Raw genomic sequence first — 19,472 nt, forward strand, 5'->3', positions numbered from 1 at the left:
ATCACGCATACCGGTGCCTGCTGCTCGAAACGCTTCATCACCTCGTCAAACATCCCTTCGTACCCGTCGTCCTTGAACAGGTCGCCAGGTTACCAGGTTTGCCGCGCAAAGACCTTGAAAGGGCTGGCCGTAAAACCCTGGCCGCGGCGCAATTGCGTAACAGCATCGTGCCGCGGTTACCGGAGCGTTCGACTTTACGTTGATGCAAGGCGTTGTCCGTGTTCCGGCACGGAACAGTTTTATTTCCCTTGTTATGTAAGTCGATTACTGAAACGGCAGCCTATGCCGCTCCGTGTCCGATAGCAAAATAAACGGTATATACTGTTTATACGGTTATCAACACGGAGAGACCACATGACAACACCCGTTACGAAAGAGCACACCAAGAAGGCGTTCCACTTCCCCAAGAGTTCGTCCAAGCACGCAGTAGATGGCGCCGAGCCGGTAGTCGCGGCGGACCAGCCGGCGGAAGCGGCACCTGCCGTCGAAAAGGCGTCCAAAGCGAAGCGCGCGGCCGCCGCGGAAGCAACGCCGGTCGTCAAGAAAGCCGCTAAAAAAGTGAAGCGCGCGGCGACTGCGGAAGCGAAGGCCGCCGTCAAGAAACCAGCCAAAGCGAAGCGCTCGGCAACAGCGGAAGCGGCCCCTGTCGTCAAAAAGGCAGCTAAAGCGAAGCCCTCGGCAGCGGCGGAAGCAAAGCCTGTCGTCGAGAAAGCAGCCAAAGCCAAGCCCGCGGCCACTACCGAAGCGGCGCAAACCACCAAGAAAGCAGCCAAGCCGAAGCGTTCCGCAACTGCGGAAGCCGCGCCTGCCAGCGCTCCGGAAGCCAGGAAAGCCAAGCAGCCGAAGAAAGAGAAAGTCGTGCGCGACAGCTTCACGATGCCGAAATCGGACTACGACATGATCGCGTCTCTCAAGCAAAAGTGTCTCGACGCCGGCGTGCCGGTGAAGAAGAGCGAGCTGTTGCGAGCAGGCCTGATGATGCTGGAATCGGCTGCGCCGCAGCGCCTGCTGGCCGCGGTGTCGTCGCTCGAGACGGTGAAGACGGGGCGTCCCGCGAAGGGCTAAACCCGGCATCGTGGTGCGATGCAAGGTTTGGAGGAAGGCGTGCCCGCCCGGGCGGTGTCGGACTGCAGCGCATCCGGCTGCAAGTTCTCGAGCCGCCGGGGCGGGTACGAAGCATCATCATGACATCGCCATATTGCTGGCAGGTGACGGACAAATTACGTCGAACCGCCAGCCGCTTCCCAACGAATCCGCCTGGCACGTTGTGCCGCTTCCGTTTTTGCAGAGCAGGTTTCCAGAACCTGACAGGCGAGCTTCGCCAGCCTCCTCAGCTCCCCACCGGCGAAGCCAGATAATTCCAGTCGTGCAGGAAAATCTGCTCGAAATAGGCGGCGGCATCGGCGCTATGAATGATCAGCCCCGCATCGCGATTGCGCAGCGTGCCGTCCGCCGACCAGTTCTGACTGCTGACCATGACGACATTTCCGTCGACCACGATTCCTTTGTTGTGAACGTTCGCCTGCCGGCGCAGTACCGACGACGGCACGCCCGCCGCGACCAGCTTTTCGACCCATGCGTCGTTCTGGAACTGACTGGTGATGAGACGCACGTCGAGTTTGCGGTCGATGAGCGCCTTCACCGCCGTAATCAACGCGTCATGTTGTGCATCGTCCGGGCGTCCGCTCGGATGGATATATTGCGTCTGCATGTAGAAGCGCTGCTGGGTGGACTCGATGAGCGCCTGGACATGCGGCTGATAGTTATCGGGCGTCAGTAGCGGCTGGATTTGTACGGTATCGCTCAAAGTCCTGGGCGCGAAGAACTGGCGCGGGGCTTTGCCGGCTGCAAACGCTTCGATCGGAACGTCGAGAGCGGCGGTCCCGGCTCCCGGAATATCCATCCCCATTGCCTTGGCTTGAGTTATCGCGTCGCGAGAGACCGCATAGTCGTTCTGCAGGAACGAGCGAAACGTGCTCGCCAACGCCTTGCTCGTGACAATCACATGCCAGTCCCGATCGCTCTTCTCGGCAAGCTTGCGCGCGGCAGCCACGTCCGAGAGATCGATCTCCGGCTGGTTGCTGTTGTTCCAGTTGCCCGAAGAGAGCCAGAAGGTATCGTCTTCGCGCACGGCGACCTTGATGTGATACGCGTTCGGATAGATCCGGACAGGGGCTTTCGGGTCGGCATTGGTGAGCGCCCAGGTGCCGGCGAAGCGCTCGCCGAGCGCGGTCGAGAGATCGGCTTGGGTTTGCTCGTCGGTCTGGTCGGCCGTGGGATTCTTCGCGGGATGGTCGAGCGTAAGCGTCAGCTTCTGGCCTCCGGAAAACGCGGACTCGACTGCGGTGAGAATGTGCTCGGAGGTGAAGTCGTACATTCCCACCACCAGTTCTTCGCGAACGCCGGCGATGAAATTCGATAGCTCCGCCCATCCGGCATCGGGACTCACGTGCAGTACCAGAGAGACCTGTTCCGTCACCGCATCGAGACTCGCGCCGGGCGCCGGTGTGTACGGAATCTCCTCTTTGCGCGCACGGGCAGCGAGGAACATCTGGAGCGGCGCAGGCGGACTCGCGAGTACGTTGCCTTGTCTATCGAAAAACACCTGGTCCGCGAAATCGGGCTGCCGCAGTTCATGGCGAGCTTCAGCCAGTGCGCAATATCGCGAGGGGTCTAGCGCCTGCATCGATTCCATGGCGTCGGCAGCGCGTACATCGACGGGTACGCCGTCGATCTGCTTCGGCAGCGCCGCTTGCAGTGCTGTGAGCCTGTCCGCCACCACGGTGACGACAATGGCACGCATGACAGCGCGTCCAGGCGCCGGCCATTGCAAGCCGCTACGCACGGAGAGCACGCCCTCTTGCCGGAACGACTCGGCGTGCGTGTCGAGCATGGTCCGGATATCGATCGCCGGGGTTTCCCGTGCTGAACCGGTGGTGTCGGCAGAGTCCGTCTTGAGGCGGGCGAGCGCCGCCGAGAAAAGGGCAGCGCCGGTTGGCAACGCACTGGCGAATATCATGCGGCGCGCGTCTCGCCGTTCCACCGCCGGCGCGCTGGCCTTCAATTGCGAGAGCGGCTGAGGCAACTGCGTGAGGCTGTCGACGAAGCTGCGCAGCGACCGTCCGCCCGTCAGCGATCCGCCACCGGGTTGCCCGGATGCGAGATCGATAATTTCGGGTGCGCCGAAATGCCTGACCTGCTGCAACTTGTTGTTCTGCGGGTTGAACCAGGTGAGGTAGCCATTAGGCAGCACCTGACGGGGCCGAGTGATCTTGCCACTGAAACTGTAGCGTGCGCCAGACGTGCCGGCAGGGTCGAAATAGTTAGGCGTGTAGAAGTCCGAGACCAGCACGTCGTCGATCAGATAGGCGCAGGTTGCGTCTTCGGGCGGATCGCATATCTCGACCAGATATTCGACTTTGCCGTCACCGTCCTGCACTTCGTTGTCGACGATCGTCACCGCATTGGCCGCGGTGAGGCGGTTGCCGCCCGGATCGACCAGCATTTCGAGTATCTCGTGACTCGCCGACAGCGACCATGTATTGCCGGCCAGGACAACCGCGAACGGCTGGTTGTGCTCGGTCAGGTGAAAACCGGCGGCCCCCGCTTGAACTTCGTCCACCACGTAAACCGGCCAGACGCCTGGGTCGAGATGGTCGATGGACTCGAGCGCGACGACGGTGCCCGACACGTTCCAGATCGGGGCGAGATCGCGGCTGAGCTGCAGGTTGAGTGCCTGCGCGACACGGACGACATCGGTGTAAGGTACGGCGGCGGATTGCGACACGATTCCAACGCGGGCGGTCAACATGGCATGTCTCCTGGGTGAGGACGGAACAGCTCATGCTCAGGGTGACGCGTTGTTATGGCGTGGGCATGACAGCAGTGTGTCCGTCCCGCAAAGCGGCCACGATCGAGTCGCCAGAATGCGCTCTAGACGACTGGTCTAATTGAGGCCATAATCCGCTTCCTATGAGAGCTAGCCATCCCCACATTCGCCGGCACATCCTCGACGCCGGGCGCGCGCTGATCGCACGCAAGGGCTTTGTCGCGGTCGGGCTGAACGAGATTCTGACGACCGCCGAGATCCCGAAGGGCTCGTTCTATCACTACTTCGGCTCGAAGGAATCGTTCGGCAGCGAGTTGCTGCAGCAATACGTTGCCGACTACGCGGCGCGTCTCGACGAGCTGTTCGGTCGGCCCGGTGTCAACGGCCGGGACAAGCTGCTGAGCTATTGGGCTGCCTGGCAGCAGGAGCAACTCGATCAGGACGGCGACGAAAAATGTCTGGTGGTGAAGCTGAGCGCGGAAGTCGGCGACCTGTCCGACGAGATGCGCGTGGTGCTGCGCGACGGCGTCGACCGGTTGATGGTGCGTCTTGCTTCTGTGATCGAAGAAGGCCAGGCAGACGGCTCGCTTTCGCCGGAGATCCGGGCTCGGGAGGCGGCCGAACTCCTGTACCACATGTGGCTCGGCGCGGCGCTCATCACCAAGCTGCGACAGGATGGAAGCGCGATGGCGCAAGCCATGGCGGTCACACAGAGCGTCCTGCGCGCGGCATGACATGGCTGCGGCTGAGGTCTTGGTACTGATGAGACTCGTCGAACAGAAGCACTCAGAAAACCATTTGCTGAAGCACCCAGAGAAGCACTCGCAGAACCCCTCACTCCGCGCAGAACGGAGTCCTCATCGTTGCACATTTCAGGAGACAGACTGTGCGTAGCGTTATCTATTCCTCTTTCGGCAATCCCGCCGACGTGCTGCAGGTCGCGGAACGTCCTACGCCGAATCCCGGCGCGGGGCAGGTGCGCATCAAATCGACCTTGTCGCCGATTCACAATCACGACCTCTGGACGATTCGCGGTCAATACGGCTACAAGCCGAAACTGCCGGCCGTGGGTGGCACTGAAGTTGCCGGCGTGATCGACGCGATCGGCGAAGGTGTCGAACACCTGAAGCCCGGTCAACGCGTAGTGGTGGCCGGCATCTACGAGGGCTGGGCCGATTGCGTTCTGGCGCCGGCGGCAGTGGTGGTCCCGCTGCCCGACGCGATCAGCGACGAAACAGGTTGCCAACTGATCGCCATGCCGTTGAGCGCGGTCATGTTGCTCGAATATCTGCACCTCGAACCCGGTCAGTGGTTCATCCAGAACACGGCGAACGGTGCGGTCGGCAAGACTCTGGCGATGCTGGCCAACGCGCGCGGCATCAATGGGGTCAATCTGGTCCGGCGCGAGGCGGGCATTGCGGAATTGGCCGAGGTCGGCATCGGCAATGCAGTGTCGACCGAAAGCGACGGCTGGAAGAAGCGGGTTCGCGACATCGTCGGCGATGCACCGATTATGGCGGGTGTCGATTCCGTGGGAGGCGACGCCAGCGGTGACATCTTCGGTCTGCTTGGCGAAAACGGCACCCTGGTGTCGTTCGGCGCGATGTCCAATGAGCCGATGCGCCTCAGCTCCGGCGATGCGATCTTCAAGCAGGCGACCGTCAAGGGTTTCTGGGCGAGCAAGATTTTCGAGGTCACTTCGGGCGCGGATAAAGCGCGAATGATCGGCGAATTGCTAAGGCTCGCCGCGTCGGGCGAGTTGAAGCTGCCGGTCGAAGCCGTCTTCGATGTCGAGGACGTGGCGCAAGCGGCAGCGGTGAGCGGGAAGAGCGCGCGCAAGGGCAAGGTGCTGTTGCGGTTCTAACGAGCGAAGGCGTGTCGCTGCATCGCGCACAAGTGTGCGCCGTGCAGTGTCACGCTGATGCCATCAATCGATGCAGTGACGTCCCTGCAGTTCCACATGCAACTGGACGAGCCACGCACGCGCGCAATATGCGTCGATCGATGCCTGGTCGGCGGGCTCGTCGAGCAATCTGACCTGGTGTGCCGCTAAAGCTGCGTCGAACGCGCGGCGTGCGGCCCATCTCAACGAAAGCATGACGACCAGAGTCAGTCCGATCGTGGCCACGTGGTAGGGCAGCAAGGGCGCGTTGTCGTCGAACAGGCCGAACAGCACTGAAAGGATCAGGCTCGGAATGATGGCGACGCACGTCGAGAGGCAAAAGAGCACGGCGTTTGCGCGCAGTGCGGTTGCATTGGTGAGTTTCATCGAGTGAGATCCCGCGATCGGATAGCGGTCTCGATGCTGAACTCGCGTGACTTACCTGATACTTACGGCCGGCGGGCCTTGCCGAGGCATCTGCTGCCGCGATCGTTCCCTATCCCGTGCGCTGTGCCCCAATACGCCTGTTCCCGCCGTTTCGAGTAAGTAACGAGTAAGTCCAGTGGTTCTAGAGTCGATGCTGCCTCATCCATCCACTCAGGACTCGACGTGAAAAAAACTCTTCGCCGTGAGCGCAGGTTGTTACTGGCTATCGCATCGTTCGCATCGTTCTGCGCGTATTCGGGCGCGGCTTTGGCCGACGGCCTGAGCCCTGAACCGCCCACAGCGGACGACACAGGCTTCACCGTGCTGAACAATTCCACGAACGTGACACATTGGGGCCTGGGCGTGGGCGCGGGCATCGAGCAGGCGCCCTACAAAGGCTATGGCACGAAATTCACGCCGATTCCGCTAATCTCGTTCGACAACAAATGGGTGCATGTCTTCGGTACGGCTGTCGATCTGAAGATCGGCAAGTGGAGCAACGTGAGCCTCGCCTTGCGTGGACAGTACGCCCTCGGCGACGGCTACAAGGCGTCAGATGCGCCGATTCTGAACGGTATGCAGAACCGCAACGGTGCGTTCTGGTACGGCCCGGCGCTTGCATGGCACACCGCATACGGCACGCTCTCGGGCGATTTTCTGGAAGGCGGCAACAAGGGCCAGAAAGCCACGATCGATTTCAGCAAGTCCTTCGAGTACGGGAAATTCGACTTCGAACCGCACGCCGGCGTGGATTGGTTGAGCCACAAATATGTCGATTACTATTACGGTGTGCGCTCATCCGAAGTGCGCGCCGGGCGCCCGGAATATACCGGCAAGGCGACCTACGACATCTCGGTCGGGACGCGTATCGACTACAAGTTCACGCGCCATCAGATCCTGATCCTCGACGTCGGCGTCGAGCACCTTGGCAGCGGTATTACCGACAGTCCGCTGGTGGGCAAGCGCTATATTCCGCAAGCCAGGATCGGCTACCTTTACGAATTCAACTGAGCACCAGCGCATGTCGCGTGTCGCACTGATCGAAGACCACGAGCGCCTCGCCGGCATGATCCGTCAGGCGCTTTCCGCTGCGGGCATCGAGACCGATGTGTTCGGCACCATTTCGGAGGCGCAGTATGGCGTGAGCCGGGCCGACTACGCGATGCTCATCATCGATCGCGGTTTGCCGGATGGCGACGGCCTGACTTTTCTGCGGACATTGCGCGCGGCAGGGCAGATGACGCCGTCGCTCATGCTGACGGCGCGCGACGCGCTGCATGACCGCGTCGACGGACTGGAAAACGGCGCGGACGACTACGTGACCAAGCCCTTCGCGATGAGTGAACTGGTCGCGCGGGTGCGTACGCTGATGCGCCGGCCGGTGGCGCTGACGGATCTGGTGATTTCGTTCGGCGACCTCACGGTCGATCCGCAGCAACGCGCCATGCGCTGCGGCGCGCAGTCTGTTCTGCTGGCGCCTGCCGAGTTGCAGATCGTGCTGTGCCTCGTGAAGGCGGCGGGCGCCACCGTCCGGCACGCGGCGCTCGAACATGCCGCGTGGGGACTCGGCGAAGCCGTCACGCCCAATGCGCTCGAAGTTACGCTGCATCGTCTGCGTAAAAAGCTGAGCGCGCTCGGCGCGACGACGCGGCTCGCCAATATTCGCGGTGCGGGCTTCGCGCTCCAGGTTGCCGCCGGGTCCGCCGGACAGCACTAAATCAACGGCCCATTGCTCACCATGTTCAATCACTGGATTCGCAGTTTATCCGCGCGGCTTTGGGTGACCAGCATTGTTGCACTCGCGATCAGCCTGACCGTGCTGGCGACGGCCGCTACCTATGCGTTCAGTCACTTCCCTCAGCAGATGCTCGGGTTGCATGAGGAAATGGAAAGCGCCACGGCGATTGCGAGTGGACTCCGGTTCGACGGTACCGGCCGTCTGGTTTCCGTGGCGCTTCCTTCGGAGAAGGCCTGGCTTTTCGAGGTGGCGCCGACGGAACTGAAGTACCGGGTACTCGACGAACGCGGCAACGTGTTGCTGGCTTCGAACGGCGCCGAGGGGCGTGAAGCATGGATTGCCGGCGATCTATCCGGGGCTGTCGGGAATGTTCAGCGCGTGGAGATTGGGGCGAAGCCGTTCGAAATCCTGACGCTACGGGTTCCGCATGGTTCGGCGGTTTTCTATACCCAGACCGCGACGTCGGAGCGCTTCGTCAACGCGATTATCGACGCCAAGATCAAGCCGATGCCGGCGATCATCAAGACGATCGTTCTCGTTGCCACGATCATTTTTGGCCTGTCTTTGCCCTTCACCGTGCATCGGGTGCTCAAGCCGCTTAGAGAGGCATCGCGCGCGGCTGCGCGCATCACGCCGCGCAACCTCACCACGCGGCTTTCCACCACGGGCATTCCGAGTGAAATCAAACCGTTGATCCATGCCTTCAACGAAACACTCGATAGACTCGAAAAAGGCTTCGCCGTGCAGCAGCAGTTTCTCGCGTCAGCCGCGCACGAGTTGCAGACACCGCTCACCTTGATCCGCGGCCAGATCGAACTGCAACCCGGGATCGACGACAAGGACCTGCTGTTTCGCGAAATCGATCTGATGGCGCGTCAGGTTCGACAACTGTTGCATCTCGCCGAAGTCAGCGAGTCGCAGAACTTCAGCTTCGGTGAGGTGAATATCGTCGACGTGGTGCAGGACGTGGTGGCTTATCTTGCGCGCAAAGCCGACCGCAGGGAGGTGACGCTCCGGCTCGAAACCACGGTCGCGCCGTCGTCGATCTGGGCCGACCGAAGCGCGTTGTTCATTCTGCTCAAGAACATCGTTGAAAACGCGATCAACGCCTCGCCGGCGCATGGCACGGTCGTGCTGATCGTCGATGCCGTCTCAGTGCAGGTTCAGGACGAAGGGCCGGGCATCAGGCAGGAGTATCTGCCGTTTCTCTTCAAGCGGTTCTGGCGCGCGCCGGATGCCCGGCATGAGGGCGCCGGGCTCGGCCTCGCGATCTGCAAGGAGATCGCCACGGCTCACGAATGGCGCTTGACCGTGAGCAGTCTGGTATCGGGCACGCGCTTCGCGGTGTGGTTTTCGTAGCGCTGCGGATTACTTATCCCTTGACGTGCTCCGTCGAGAGCCAGCCGCCGCTTACACCGATCTGCGCCACCTGTTTTGCCACCGCGTCGGCGAGGCGCTTTGCATCCGCCGAAACACCGGCCTTCTTGGTTTCGGACATGGCGTGCAAACCGCCGCCCACGGCTGCCGAGGTCGCGATGCTTCCGGCTGCGGCGCCCACGCCGGCCGTTTCGACCATGCCGGGTGCTTTGCCGCTGTCGCCGGTGGCATTGAAACTTTGCACCAGCCGCGCGGTGCCGCCCGCCGGTTTGTAGAGAATCTGCACGGAGCTGCTCACCTGGCTCTTGCCGGCGCCGAGTCCAATCAGCACGCGGCGGCGGCGATTACCCGCGTCGATCTTGTCGAAGCTGCCTTGCACGAGCAGGACGTTCTGGTCGGCGGGGGCGGGGATGTCCGAGCGAATCGCGCGCAGCCCCATCGATTGCAATTGATGCACGATTTCGTTGGCCACCTGCTCACGCACGGCAATCGCATCGGCCGATTGCTTTTCCTCGGCGGACGAGCCGTCGAGTTGCGACTTCAATTTCTTCAGCATGCCGCCGTTGTCCAGTTTGACCTGATCCGGATTGCTGTCGAAGGTGTAGACATAAATATTGTCCGGGCGCACTTGCGGCTGTGCGCTGGTCTGGGTCGCGTTGTTGATGCTGCCGCCGGCGCAACCGGTCAGGAGCGCGCTGCCGCAGACCATTGCAACGCATGCAAAACGGGCGGCATTCTTTTTGAGGAAACTCACTGAATTCAACATGTTTATCCTGTCGTCGGCACGCGGTGCCGTTAGCTTCGAACGCATCTTCCGATGATCGGGCAACCGTGGGATCGTTGATCATCGGGGTCGCATTCGCACACGCGTTTTCACGCAAAGCACCCTTGATCTCATGCGTCTTTTTTCGTACGCACCGGCAGCGAAACGAAGTATGGGCGAGTCACTTCCCGAACTCCATTCAACAATTATTTCGCGCAATGTCACGGCGAAACATGCAGCCGCGGGGCGGGTTTGGCATGGGGTGAAAGCGACGGCAGGGTGTCAACTCAAGGCAAGTTTGACGATGCAGCACAGAACGAAGACGAGCAGGGCGGCGGCGACTGCCATATTGAGCGGATAGCGCATTGTTCACCAGGCACTAGCGTTGCGGTGCTCTCATCCTAATCACCTGAGGGAAGATGAAAAGTGGTCAGTGAGGCGGCTATGTGCGAAAGCTAACGCAGCGCGCCGAACGGCTGCGTTGCTTTTCGACGGGAGCGCTTCCAGCCGATTTTGTATCGGGACGAATTGCCGTGTCCCTCGCTTCGGGTTGGAATTACCGGCCGTTCGACTGCGTGATGATCGAGTCCGCGCTTTATTGCGGAGCAGGCGGTTGCACCTCTGCCGGCATGCCACGCTGCGGCCTGTTCGTCGCCACGAGATCTTCCGACAGACTGGTGCGCAGCGTAGCGATGGCCTGGTCGGTATTGGCCGGCTTCAACTGCTCGCGGGCCAGCGAGTCGTACACGTAGTGGCGCAGCATCGGATCTTGCGTCTTGTTCAACACCTCGTGATACACGGCGACGATCTCGCCTTCACGCCCGCTCATTGCGTACAGGCGGCGCAACTGTTCCAGGTCGTTGACCACCGCGAAACCCGGACCCATCGGCCCGTGCGGCGAAGGTGGCCCGTCGCCGTGATGCGGCTCGCCGTGCGCGGGGGCCGAAGCGGGCGGCGACGCTGCCGCTTCCTGTGCCAGCGCGCCGGTGGCGGCCACGGTCAGAACGGCGGCCAGTGCCGCGCACAGCAATCCTTTTTTCATAATGTCGCTCCCATTGAGACAGCACCGGCGCAACGGTGCGCCAGCACATCGGAAACGATAGTCGACATGCCGTTTCGTCGGGTTACTGAAGCTATCCTGTAACTTACCGGACCTTGCATGCTTCGTGGCCGAAGCCGCAAAACGTTCCGGCAAAGAGACGCTCGACGCCAGGGTGTGCCCGCTGGCGCAATGCAACCGGATGGCGCATGATTGACGCACTGTGCCGTCCGACCCCAGAAGCAGCACGCCTTTTGCGGGAGGCTCGGCGCACGCGACGCCACTGGTGCCTATGCCGGAGAAACCCATCGCGGCGATGCACTGCGGGCGAGTATTCAATCGTTAAGGAGGATTTCGCATGAGCCAACCTGACGCCGCCAATCCGTTTGGCGATTTCACCAAAATGCTGGAGCAGTTCAAGCTTCCCGGCTTCGACGTACCCGCCATCATGGAAGCGCGACGCAAGGACGTGGAAGCACTGGTTCAGGCGAATCAGACGGCATTCCAGGGCATGCAGTCACTTGCGCAGAAACAGACCGAGATGCTGCGTACCACGTTGGGCGAATTGCAGTCGCTCACCGGGCAATTGTCGGCCGGCGGCGCCGCGCCTCCGGCGAAAGCCGCCGAACTGATCCAGCAAAGCCTGCATAAGTCGCTCGCCGACATGCAGCAGTTGGCGCAAGCCGCGTATCAGACGCAGGCTGAGTCGTATGCGGTGATCGCAAAACGCGTAGAAGAAAATGTGCAGGAGCTTAAATCGCTCTTGCAACAACAGCAGAAAAAGTAACGGACGCTGCCGGGTTCGAATCGCTCGATTCGAACCCGGCGCGGCTTGCAGAACTCGCAATGAATTAGCAATGAAGACCCGATGCCGCGAATGACCACCAGGTTGTCCGCGGCATTTTTTTTGCCGCCTCGGAGCGCGCTCATACGCGGTTTTCTCTTCACACAAAAGCAGTCCGCACGTGCCGCAATAATCAGATGAAATAGGCCGATCAACGCGAATTTTTCAGCGAACGCTTACATTACTCGCAACATGCGACACGCATTGATTTTTTTCTGCTGTGGCCCCGTTATTTAATACGTGTGTTCGCTTTAAACAGGGCGTGTCGGCAAAATCTGCGCTCAAGCGACGCCCCTTGGTGATCCTGTCCTCAAATATCAAACAGGTTCAAACGACGTCGAGCATGCAGAAGGTTTAAATCGTCCCGCAAACGATTGCTGTGCCCTTGCGCGATCGCTAAAGTTTCGCGCTGCCACTCCGTAGACGCATTCACGCAACCCAACCGGTGTGAATGCAGAACCGGCACCGCCGGTCAGGAGTGCGTCCCTGGATTCCCCGTTCGTGATCGGCTCACCCGCCGGCCACGACGTTTCACCTCGAAGGAAATCTCTTGAAACCGATGCTTTCTACAAGCATTGCTCGCGCAATGCTCGGGGCAGGCTGCGCGCTGTCGTTTGCCGCGCACGCCACGCTCGGCCAGAACGCCAGTTCTGTCGACAGCGATCAGACGAGCCTTCACGCAGTGGCTCATACGGTCACCACGCAAAGCGCGTATTCGGTGCACCTGGTGACGATGCCGTCCGGCACGCTGGTGCGCGAATACGTTGCGCCCAACGGCATCGTCTTCGGTGTCGCGTGGCAGGGCCCGACGCTGCCCGATCTGAAAACCATGCTGGGCGCGTCGTTCGACCAATACGTCGCCGCCACCGCAACCCGGCGTGGCACGCCGCTCGCGGTGTCCGGCAGCGATCTGGTTGTGTTCTCCGGCGGGCACCTGCGCGCGTTTGCCGGCTACGCCTATCTGCCGCAAGTGGTGCCTGCGGGCGTCGATGTCGGCGTCATTCAATAACGGAGCGAATCATGCGTCATACGTCTTCGTTCGTTACCTTGTTGTGCGCGACGCTGCTCGCGTTGCTCGTCAGTGCCTGCGGCGGCGGGGGCGGTGGCTCCGGCGGTTCCAGCTCCTCATCGAGCTCCGGCACGACGAGCCTTTCGGCCGGTCCCACCGTCACGAATACCTCGCCTTCGCCGCAAGTGGTGGCCGCCAACGCGGTGCGCGTGACGGTCGACTCCGGCGTGAGCAACGTGCCGAACATGCCGTTCGTCAGCATCACGATTTGCGCGCCCGGCACCAGCCAGTGTCAAACCATCGATCACATCCTGGTGGATACCGGTTCGTGGGGCGTGCGCGTGTTCGCTTCGCAATTGCCGGCCTCGATGGCGCTGCCGCAACAGAAGGACGCCTCGGGCCATCTGGTTGCCGAATGCATGCAGTTCTTCGACGGCTACACGTGGGGTTCGGTGAAGCTCGCGGACCTGCAGATCGCCGGTGAAAAAGCGGCCTCGCTGCCGATCCAGGTGATCGACCCGAACTACGCTTCGGTGCCGTCCGATTGCGCGAGCGTCGGCGCGTCGCGCAACACGCCGGGCACGTTGCAGGCTAACGGCATCCTGGGCATCGGCGTGTTCAAGCACGACTGTGGCGCGAACTGTGTGCAACAGGCGGTGGCCGGCACGTATTACGGCTGCAGCGGCACGACCTGCACGTCGATTCCGCTTGCTGAAGCGCTGCAGGTCGCCAACCCGATTCCGTACTTCGCGACCGACAACAACGGTTCGATGTTGAGTCTGCCGACGGTGTCGGGCGGCGCGCAGTCGGTCAGCGGGCAACTGGTGTTCGGCATCGGCACGCAGACCAATAATGCGCTGGGCAGCGCGCAGGTGATCGGCGTGAGTGCGTCGAACGGCACCTTTACGACGGTGCAGAACGGCACGACGTATTCGAGCAGTATTCTGGACAGCGGCTCGACGGGTCTGTTCTTCCAGACCAGTGCGTTGCCGACATGCGCGAGCCCCAATAGCGCGTACTACTGCCCGGTGTCGACCCAATCGTTGAGTGCAATGATCCAGGGCGTGAACGGCACGACGAGCGCGGTGAACTTCAGCGTCGGCAATGCCACGACGATCTCGCATACCTACAGCGGCGATTCAGCGTTGCCGCTGCTGGCTGGTCCGGCCTTTGTGACGTCGTCGATTTTCGACTGGGGCCTGCCGTTCTTCTACGGGCGTAACGTGTACGCCGCCGTCGAGCAGCAGACGACGCCTGGCGGTACGGGGCCTTACGTCGCGTATTGAGCGATCGCCAGGTTTGGCTCCGATGAAAAAAATCCCGCTGCCGGTTGATTCGGCAGCGGGCTTTTTTATGGGTTCTCGAAGCGTTCCATGTGCGGTTATTGCAATTGGACTAACGCCGGCGTGCGGCCCGCTTGGCGGGTGCTGCTTTGGCGGCGGCGGGTCCGGATTGCAACCGCGGCGCTGACGACGCGGCTGTCTCCATGACAGGTGCCTGCACGGGTTCTTGTGACATGACGGGTTGTGCGACCGGTTGTGGCGCAGCCAGTGGCACCGGCTGCGCGACCGGTTGTGCCGCCACCGGTTGCAACGCGCCAGCCTGCGCCGTCTTTAAAGGCGCCTGCCCCGTTCCGGCTTTACGCACCGGCTTCGCCGCTTCGCGCGGTTGCGTTCTATCGCCGGCTGCCGCAATCACCCGATGCACGAACCGCAGCTTATCCACCACCGGCGAGGCCAGCGTGAACGGATACCCGTCGGGCATGCCGAGACTGCGGTTCAGGCTGTTCAACGCATACGTGAGTGGAAACCAGCGTTTCATCAGATTCTCGAAGCTCGCGTCTTCGACGGGCGTGCGGTCGGTCAGCGTCGGCTCGCTCGGGTCGTCGGGCAACAAGGCGAGGCCGTACGACGTCGACGTATCCAGCACGTCGACGATCAGCATGTAGTGCGCCCACGTCTCGGCCCAGTCTTCCCAGGGATGCATCGTCGCGTAGGCGCTGATATACGAGGCCTGCCAGTCCTTCGGTGCACCGTCGCGGTAGTAAGCCGTCAGCGCTTCGCCGTAGTCGGCGCGCTCGTCGCCGAATAGCTTGCGGTAGGGCTTGAGCCAGCGCGGGTCGTTCTCGACCAGTTGGCTGAAATAGTAGTGGCCCGTCTCATGGCGGAAGTGCCCGAGGAGCGTGCGGTAGGGCTCGCCCATCGCGCTGCGCACCTTTTCGCGGTAAGCGTCTTCGGCTTCGGCAATGTTCAGCGTGATCAGGCCGTTGTCGTGGCCGGTCATGACGCGCTCACCGTCGTCGCCGTCCTCGAGGAATTCGAATGCCAGCCCGTATTCGGGATCGTCCTTGCGCGAGAGCACGTCGAGGCCGAGCGCGGCCAGCGTGTACAGCAGACGCCGCTTCGCCATCTCCAGCCGGTACCAGTAGAGCCGGTTGTCCGGCGCGCTCAGATTCGGGATCGTGCGCGTAAGCTGACAGGCGCGGCACAGCGTGTCGGGCGAGTCGGCGGGGATCATCCAGTTGCAGACATTTTCGACCGCGTAGTTGTGGCACTGCCGGAACAGCGCACCCTCGCCACGCGGATGCAGACTGCGCCAGCGGCCTTCGCCGGCGTCTTCGAAGGCGCTGATTTCGGCCAGTTCAGGCACATATCCGAGCAATGCCTCGCACCGTTCGCAACGAACGTTTTCATAGAACACAAGGTGCGAGCAGCGATTGCAGTGGAAGGTTTTCATCGATCGGGCCTGGGTGGTGGGGGCAGTCGTGGAGCGAAGCCGACGCGCAATCTTCATGCCGCATTTGCCAGACGTCACTGGTTTAACGCACATTACGTGCATGATCGTGCATTGGCGCTGCGCCGCTTTGGTGCGCGGCCGCCGAAAAGGCAGTGGAAAGGCGCGCTGATCGATCGACCGGACGGTCGGCAGACGCGGCAAACTTCGTAGCAGGCGGTAATCCGGGTGGTACAGGCAGTTCACGCGGTTTTTCGATCCACGGCATGAAGCTTGCTTTTTGGCGGGCTGCCATCCCTTGTCCAGGAGTCCGGTGTGTCCATACGCGTCGCGTTGAATCATGTCACACATTACCGCTACGACAGGCTGGTTGCGCTGTCGCCCCAGGTCGTGCGTCTCAGGCCTGCGCCGCATTGCCGGACCCCCATTCTGTCTTATTCGATGCGGGTCGAACCGGCTGAACACTTCATCAACTGGCAGCAGGACGCGTTTGCCAACTATCAGGCGCGCCTCGTCTTCCCCGAGAAGACCCGCGAATTCAAGGTGACCGTGGATCTGGTCGCCGAGATGGCGGTCTACAACCCGTTCGACTTCTTTCTCGAACCGTCGGCGGAACGGTTTCCGTTCGAGTATGAACCCGGCCTCGCGCTGGAGCTTGCCCCGTACCTCGTCAAGCGGGCCATGACGCCGCGCTTCGCCGAGTTCGTCGCGAGTATCGACCGCAAGCCGATGGTCACCGCCGACTTCCTCGTCGCACTGAATCAGCGGCTGCAACGCGAGATCCGCTACCTGATCCGCATGGAGCCCGGCGTGCAGACGCCTGAGGAAACGCTGGTGAGCGCCGCGGGTTCTTGCCGTGATTCGGGCTGGCTGCTGGTCGAGACGCTCCGGCAACTGGGGCTGGCGGCGCGCTTTGTCTCCGGCTACCTGCTGCAACTCGCGCCCGACGTCAAATCCATCGACGGCCCGAGCGGCACCGAAGTCGACTTCACCGACCTGCACGCATGGTGCGAGGTCTATCTGCCGGGCGCGGGCTGGATCGGCCTCGACCCGACCTCCGGCCTGCTCGCCGGGGAAGGCCATATTCCGGTCGCCTGCACGCCCGAACCCGGCAGCGCGGCGCCGATCTCCGGCGCGGTCGACGAATCCGAAGTCGAGTTCGAGCACACCATGTCGATCGAACGGGTACTGGAGACGCCGCGCGTCACCAAGCCCTTCACCGAAGAAGTGTGGAGCGACGTCGTCAAAATGGGCGAGCAGGTCGACCAGCGCCTGACCGAGATGGACGTGCGCCTAACGATGGGCGGCGAGCCGACCTTCGTGTCGGTGCGCGATCGCGACGCCGCCGAATGGAACACCGACGCCCTCGGCCCCACCAAACGCGGCTACGCGGTCGCACTGATGGACAAGCTGCGCTCGCGCTACGGCGCTAACGGCTTTCTGCATATCGGCCAGGGCAAGTGGTATCCGGGCGAACAGTTGCCGCGCTGGGCAATGTCGCTCTACTGGCGCGCCGACGGCGAGCCGTGCTGGCAAGACCCCACGCTCTTCGCCGACGAACGCGAGCCGGGCACCTACACGGCCGCCGACGCCCAGCGTTTCCTCGCTCATCTGGCGACCAAGCTATCGCTCGACACCGACTGCATCCAGCCCGGCTTCGAAGACGTCTGGTACTACCTGTGGCGCGAGCGCCGTCTGCCGGTCAACGTCGATCCGCTCGACGCGCGCCTCGACGACGAGCTGGAGCGCGTGCGTCTGCGGCGCGTGTTCGACGCGGGCCTGGGCGGCGCGACCGGTTTTGTCCTGCCGCTCGCGCGCGAACGCGACGTGCCGAACGAGCCGCCGAAGTGGGTCAGCGGCCGTTGGTTCTTCCGCGACGAACGCATGTTCCTGATTCCCGGCGATTCGCCAATGGGTTATCGCTTGCCGCTCGATTCGTTGCCGTGGGTGTCGAAGACCGACTATCCGTATCAGCACGCACACGATCCGTTTGCGCCACCGGTGCCATTGCGCCCGGCTGCGCAATTGCGCATGCAATACGACGGCGAGCAGCGCACCTTGAGCGCCGCCGATGCGCGGCGTGCGGCGGCGTTGTCGTCGTCAGCGGCGGATTTGTTGAGCGGCATGGCGGGCAGCGGCGTGCTGGCCTTTGCGCCTCAGTCAGGCGACCAGCAGCCGCCGGAGCGTGGGCAGTCGTCGAAGGAAACGCTGCGTACGGCGATCTGCGTCGAAGCGCGCGACCCGAAACGGGCCGCCGGTCCGAAGGCGGAAACCGAAGCGTTCGGCAGCGGCCGCTCGCTGCTGCATGTGTTCATGCCGCCGCTCACCGAGCTCGACGACTATCTCGACCTCCTCGCGGCGATCGAAGCGACGGCCGCCGAATTGCAGATGCAGGTGGTGCTCGAAGGCTATCCGCCGCCGCGCGATGCGCGCCTGAAGGTCCTGCAGGTGACGCCGGACCCGGGTGTGATCGAGGTGAATATTCATCCGGCTTCGAGCTGGGAGCAACTGGTCGACAACACGGAGTACCTGTATCAGTCCGCGGCCGAGAGCTATCTGAGCAGCGAGAAGTTCATGACCGACGGCCGGCATACGGGGACCGGCGGCGGCAATCACTTCGTGCTCGGCGGCGCGACGCCTGCCGATAGTCCGTTCCTGCGCCGTCCTGATCTGCTGGCCAGCCTGATCGCGTATTGGCACAACCATCCGTCGCTGTCGTATCTGTTTTCCGGGCTCTTTATCGGACCGACGAGCCAGGCGCCGCGCGTCGACGAGGCGCGCAACGACCAGGTGTATGAGTTGGAGGTGGCGTTCCGCGAACTGCAGCGGCAGATCGATCTGCTCGGCGGCCGCGACAGCGCGAACCTGCCGGCGTGGATGATCGACCGCTCGTTGCGCAACATCCTGATCGATGTGACGGGCAATACGCACCGCGCCGAGTTCTGCATCGACAAACTCTATTCGCCCGATGGTCCGACTGGCCGCCTCGGCCTGCTCGAATTGCGCGGCTTCGAAATGCCGCCGCATGCGCGCATGAGTCTCGTGCAGCAGTTGCTGCTGCGCGCGCTGGTGGCGCGCTTCTGGCACACGCCGTACACGCAGCGGCTCACGCGCTGGGGCACGGAACTGCATGACCGCTTTCTGCTCGGTACCTTCGCGAAGATGGATTTCGACGACGTGCTCGGCGAACTCAACCAGGCGGGCTTCGCCTTCGAGAGCAGCTGGTTCGCGCCGCACTTCGAATTCCGCTTCCCGCTGGTCGGCGAGACCACGGTGAACGGCGTCTCGCTGACGATCCGCAACGCGCTCGAACCGTGGCACGTGATGGGCGAAGAGGGCTCGCCGGGCGGCACGGTGCGTTACGTGGATTCGTCGGTGGAAAGGCTCGAAGTGCGCGCGCTCGGTTTGAACGACAACCGCCATGTGGTGACGGTCAACGGTGTGCCGGTGCCGCTTCAGCCGACGGGCCGCGTCAGCGAATATGTGGCCGGCGTGCGCTTTCGCGCCTGGGCGCAACCGTCGGCGCTGCATCCGACCATCGGCGTGGATGCGCCGCTCACCTTCGACCTGTTCGATACATGGACTGGCCGCTCGATCGGCGGATGCCAGTATCATGTCGCACATCCGGGCGGGCGCAACTATCAGACCTTCCCGGTCAACGCCTACGAGGCCGAAAGCCGGCGGCGCGCACGCTTCTTCGCATCCGGTCATACGCCGGGGCCGCTCACGGTCGGTGTACCGCAGCGCAGCCTCGAGTTTCCGTTTACGTTGGACCTGCGCTACTGGTAACCTGGTAGACTGAAAGCGGCAGCACACTTTTAAGAACGACACG

General features: G+C 62.4%; 15 protein-coding genes and 1 pseudogene. 11 read left to right on the top strand and 5 right to left on the bottom strand.

The window, feature by feature from the left end; translation table 11 throughout:
• Both FSO04_RS47240 and FSO04_RS23090 read left to right on the top strand, forming a co-directional pair.
• Positions 1–203: hypothetical protein (locus FSO04_RS47240; protein ID WP_206753080.1), on the top strand; the 203-nt coding region annotated here is incomplete at its 5' end.
• Positions 204–354: 151 nt separating this feature from the next.
• Positions 355–1,065 carry a hypothetical protein gene (locus FSO04_RS23090; protein WP_154562829.1) on the top strand — a complete coding sequence of 237 codons (711 nt, stop codon included), beginning with the start codon at positions 355–357 and terminating at the stop codon, positions 1,063–1,065.
• A 265-nt stretch (positions 1,066–1,330) separates the two neighbouring features.
• Here the strand turns inward: FSO04_RS23090 and FSO04_RS23095 are convergent, their stop codons facing one another.
• Positions 1,331–3,811: a phospholipase D-like domain-containing protein gene (locus tag FSO04_RS23095; RefSeq protein ID WP_154562831.1), complete on the bottom strand. Its 2,481-nt coding sequence runs from the start codon at positions 3,809–3,811 to the stop codon at positions 1,331–1,333.
• 161 nt (positions 3,812–3,972) lie between these two features.
• Between FSO04_RS23095 and FSO04_RS23100 the strand changes: the two genes are divergently transcribed.
• Both FSO04_RS23100 and FSO04_RS23105 read left to right on the top strand, forming a co-directional pair.
• Positions 3,973–4,563 (top strand): TetR/AcrR family transcriptional regulator, encoded by a 591-nt coding sequence (locus FSO04_RS23100; protein ID WP_154562833.1) that lies wholly within the window; start codon positions 3,973–3,975, stop codon positions 4,561–4,563.
• A gap of 152 nt (positions 4,564–4,715) precedes the next feature.
• Positions 4,716–5,693 (top strand): zinc-binding dehydrogenase, encoded by a 978-nt coding sequence (locus tag FSO04_RS23105; protein WP_168435799.1) that lies wholly within the window; start codon positions 4,716–4,718, stop codon positions 5,691–5,693.
• Between the two features lie 63 nt (positions 5,694–5,756).
• On the opposite strand, the gene FSO04_RS23110 is transcribed toward FSO04_RS23105, so the two are convergent.
• Positions 5,757–6,098 carry a hypothetical protein gene (locus FSO04_RS23110; RefSeq protein ID WP_154562835.1) on the bottom strand — a complete coding sequence of 114 codons (342 nt, stop codon included), beginning with the start codon at positions 6,096–6,098 and terminating at the stop codon, positions 5,757–5,759.
• A gap of 222 nt (positions 6,099–6,320) precedes the next feature.
• On the opposite strand from FSO04_RS23110, the gene FSO04_RS23115 reads away from it, so the two are divergent.
• The 3 genes from FSO04_RS23115 (at position 6,321) to FSO04_RS23125 (ending at position 9,234) form a co-directional block, all read left to right on the top strand.
• Positions 6,321–7,148, top strand: coding sequence for a MipA/OmpV family protein (locus FSO04_RS23115; protein WP_168435800.1), 828 nt, complete (start codon positions 6,321–6,323; stop codon positions 7,146–7,148).
• 10 nt (positions 7,149–7,158) lie between these two features.
• A complete protein-coding gene (locus tag FSO04_RS23120) occupies positions 7,159–7,854 on the top strand; it encodes a response regulator transcription factor (protein ID WP_154562837.1) in 696 nt (231 codons plus the stop codon).
• 63 nt (positions 7,855–7,917) lie between these two features.
• A complete protein-coding gene (locus tag FSO04_RS23125) occupies positions 7,918–9,234 on the top strand; it encodes a sensor histidine kinase (protein WP_325063534.1) in 1,317 nt (438 codons plus the stop codon).
• Positions 9,235–9,247: 13 nt separating this feature from the next.
• Here the strand turns inward: FSO04_RS23125 and FSO04_RS23130 are convergent, their stop codons facing one another.
• Positions 9,248–10,018 carry a DUF4410 domain-containing protein gene (locus FSO04_RS23130; protein WP_154562841.1) on the bottom strand — a complete coding sequence of 257 codons (771 nt, stop codon included), beginning with the start codon at positions 10,016–10,018 and terminating at the stop codon, positions 9,248–9,250.
• 592 nt (positions 10,019–10,610) lie between these two features.
• Complete coding sequence (locus FSO04_RS23135; RefSeq protein ID WP_154562843.1) at positions 10,611–11,057, bottom strand: hypothetical protein; 447 nt, start codon at positions 11,055–11,057, stop codon at positions 10,611–10,613.
• Between the two features lie 355 nt (positions 11,058–11,412).
• Between FSO04_RS23135 and phaP the strand changes: the two genes are divergently transcribed.
• From phaP to FSO04_RS23150, 3 genes are all read left to right on the top strand, one after another.
• The gene (gene phaP, locus FSO04_RS23140) at positions 11,413–11,841 is read left to right on the top strand and encodes a phasin family protein (RefSeq protein ID WP_154562845.1); all 429 of its coding nucleotides are present in this window, start codon (positions 11,413–11,415) and stop codon (positions 11,839–11,841) included.
• Positions 11,842–12,457: 616 nt separating this feature from the next.
• Complete coding sequence (locus tag FSO04_RS23145; protein WP_154562932.1) at positions 12,458–12,907, top strand: DUF2844 domain-containing protein; 450 nt, start codon at positions 12,458–12,460, stop codon at positions 12,905–12,907.
• A gap of 11 nt (positions 12,908–12,918) precedes the next feature.
• Entirely contained in the window at positions 12,919–14,193 is a 1,275-nt protein-coding gene (locus tag FSO04_RS23150; protein WP_154562847.1) for a DUF3443 domain-containing protein, read from the top strand.
• 385 nt (positions 14,194–14,578) lie between these two features.
• Here the strand turns inward: FSO04_RS23150 and FSO04_RS23155 are convergent.
• Positions 14,579–15,643, bottom strand: a pseudogene (locus FSO04_RS23155) (zinc-binding metallopeptidase family protein); the annotation flags it as partial.
• 312 nt (positions 15,644–15,955) lie between these two features.
• Here FSO04_RS23155 and FSO04_RS23160 point away from each other — a divergent pair.
• On the top strand, positions 15,956–19,429 hold the full coding sequence (locus tag FSO04_RS23160; RefSeq protein ID WP_168435801.1) for a transglutaminase family protein: 3,474 nt from the start codon (positions 15,956–15,958) through the stop codon (positions 19,427–19,429).
• Positions 19,430–19,472 lie beyond the last annotated feature (43 nt).

Source organism: Paraburkholderia madseniana (genome assembly GCF_009690905.1).
Classification (GTDB): domain Bacteria; phylum Pseudomonadota; class Gammaproteobacteria; order Burkholderiales; family Burkholderiaceae; genus Paraburkholderia; species Paraburkholderia madseniana.

What these genes read in the sequence shown, in the direction of transcription:
- phaP (WP_154562845.1), top strand. Translation starts at nt 11,413, where the DNA reads ATGAGCCAACCTGACGCCGCCAATCCGTTTGGCGATTTCACCAAAATG.
- FSO04_RS23110 (WP_154562835.1), bottom strand. Translation starts at nt 6,098, where the DNA reads ATGAAACTCACCAATGCAACCGCACTGCGCGCAAACGCCGTGCTCTTT.
- FSO04_RS23145 (WP_154562932.1), top strand. Translation starts at nt 12,458, where the DNA reads ATGCTTTCTACAAGCATTGCTCGCGCAATGCTCGGGGCAGGCTGCGCG.
- FSO04_RS23095 (WP_154562831.1), bottom strand. Translation starts at nt 3,811, where the DNA reads ATGTTGACCGCCCGCGTTGGAATCGTGTCGCAATCCGCCGCCGTACCT.
- FSO04_RS23120 (WP_154562837.1), top strand. Translation starts at nt 7,159, where the DNA reads ATGTCGCGTGTCGCACTGATCGAAGACCACGAGCGCCTCGCCGGCATG.
- FSO04_RS23150 (WP_154562847.1), top strand. Translation starts at nt 12,919, where the DNA reads ATGCGTCATACGTCTTCGTTCGTTACCTTGTTGTGCGCGACGCTGCTC.
- FSO04_RS23090 (WP_154562829.1), top strand. Translation starts at nt 355, where the DNA reads ATGACAACACCCGTTACGAAAGAGCACACCAAGAAGGCGTTCCACTTC.
- FSO04_RS23100 (WP_154562833.1), top strand. Translation starts at nt 3,973, where the DNA reads ATGAGAGCTAGCCATCCCCACATTCGCCGGCACATCCTCGACGCCGGG.
- FSO04_RS23130 (WP_154562841.1), bottom strand. Translation starts at nt 10,018, where the DNA reads ATGTTGAATTCAGTGAGTTTCCTCAAAAAGAATGCCGCCCGTTTTGCA.
- FSO04_RS23135 (WP_154562843.1), bottom strand. Translation starts at nt 11,057, where the DNA reads ATGAAAAAAGGATTGCTGTGCGCGGCACTGGCCGCCGTTCTGACCGTG.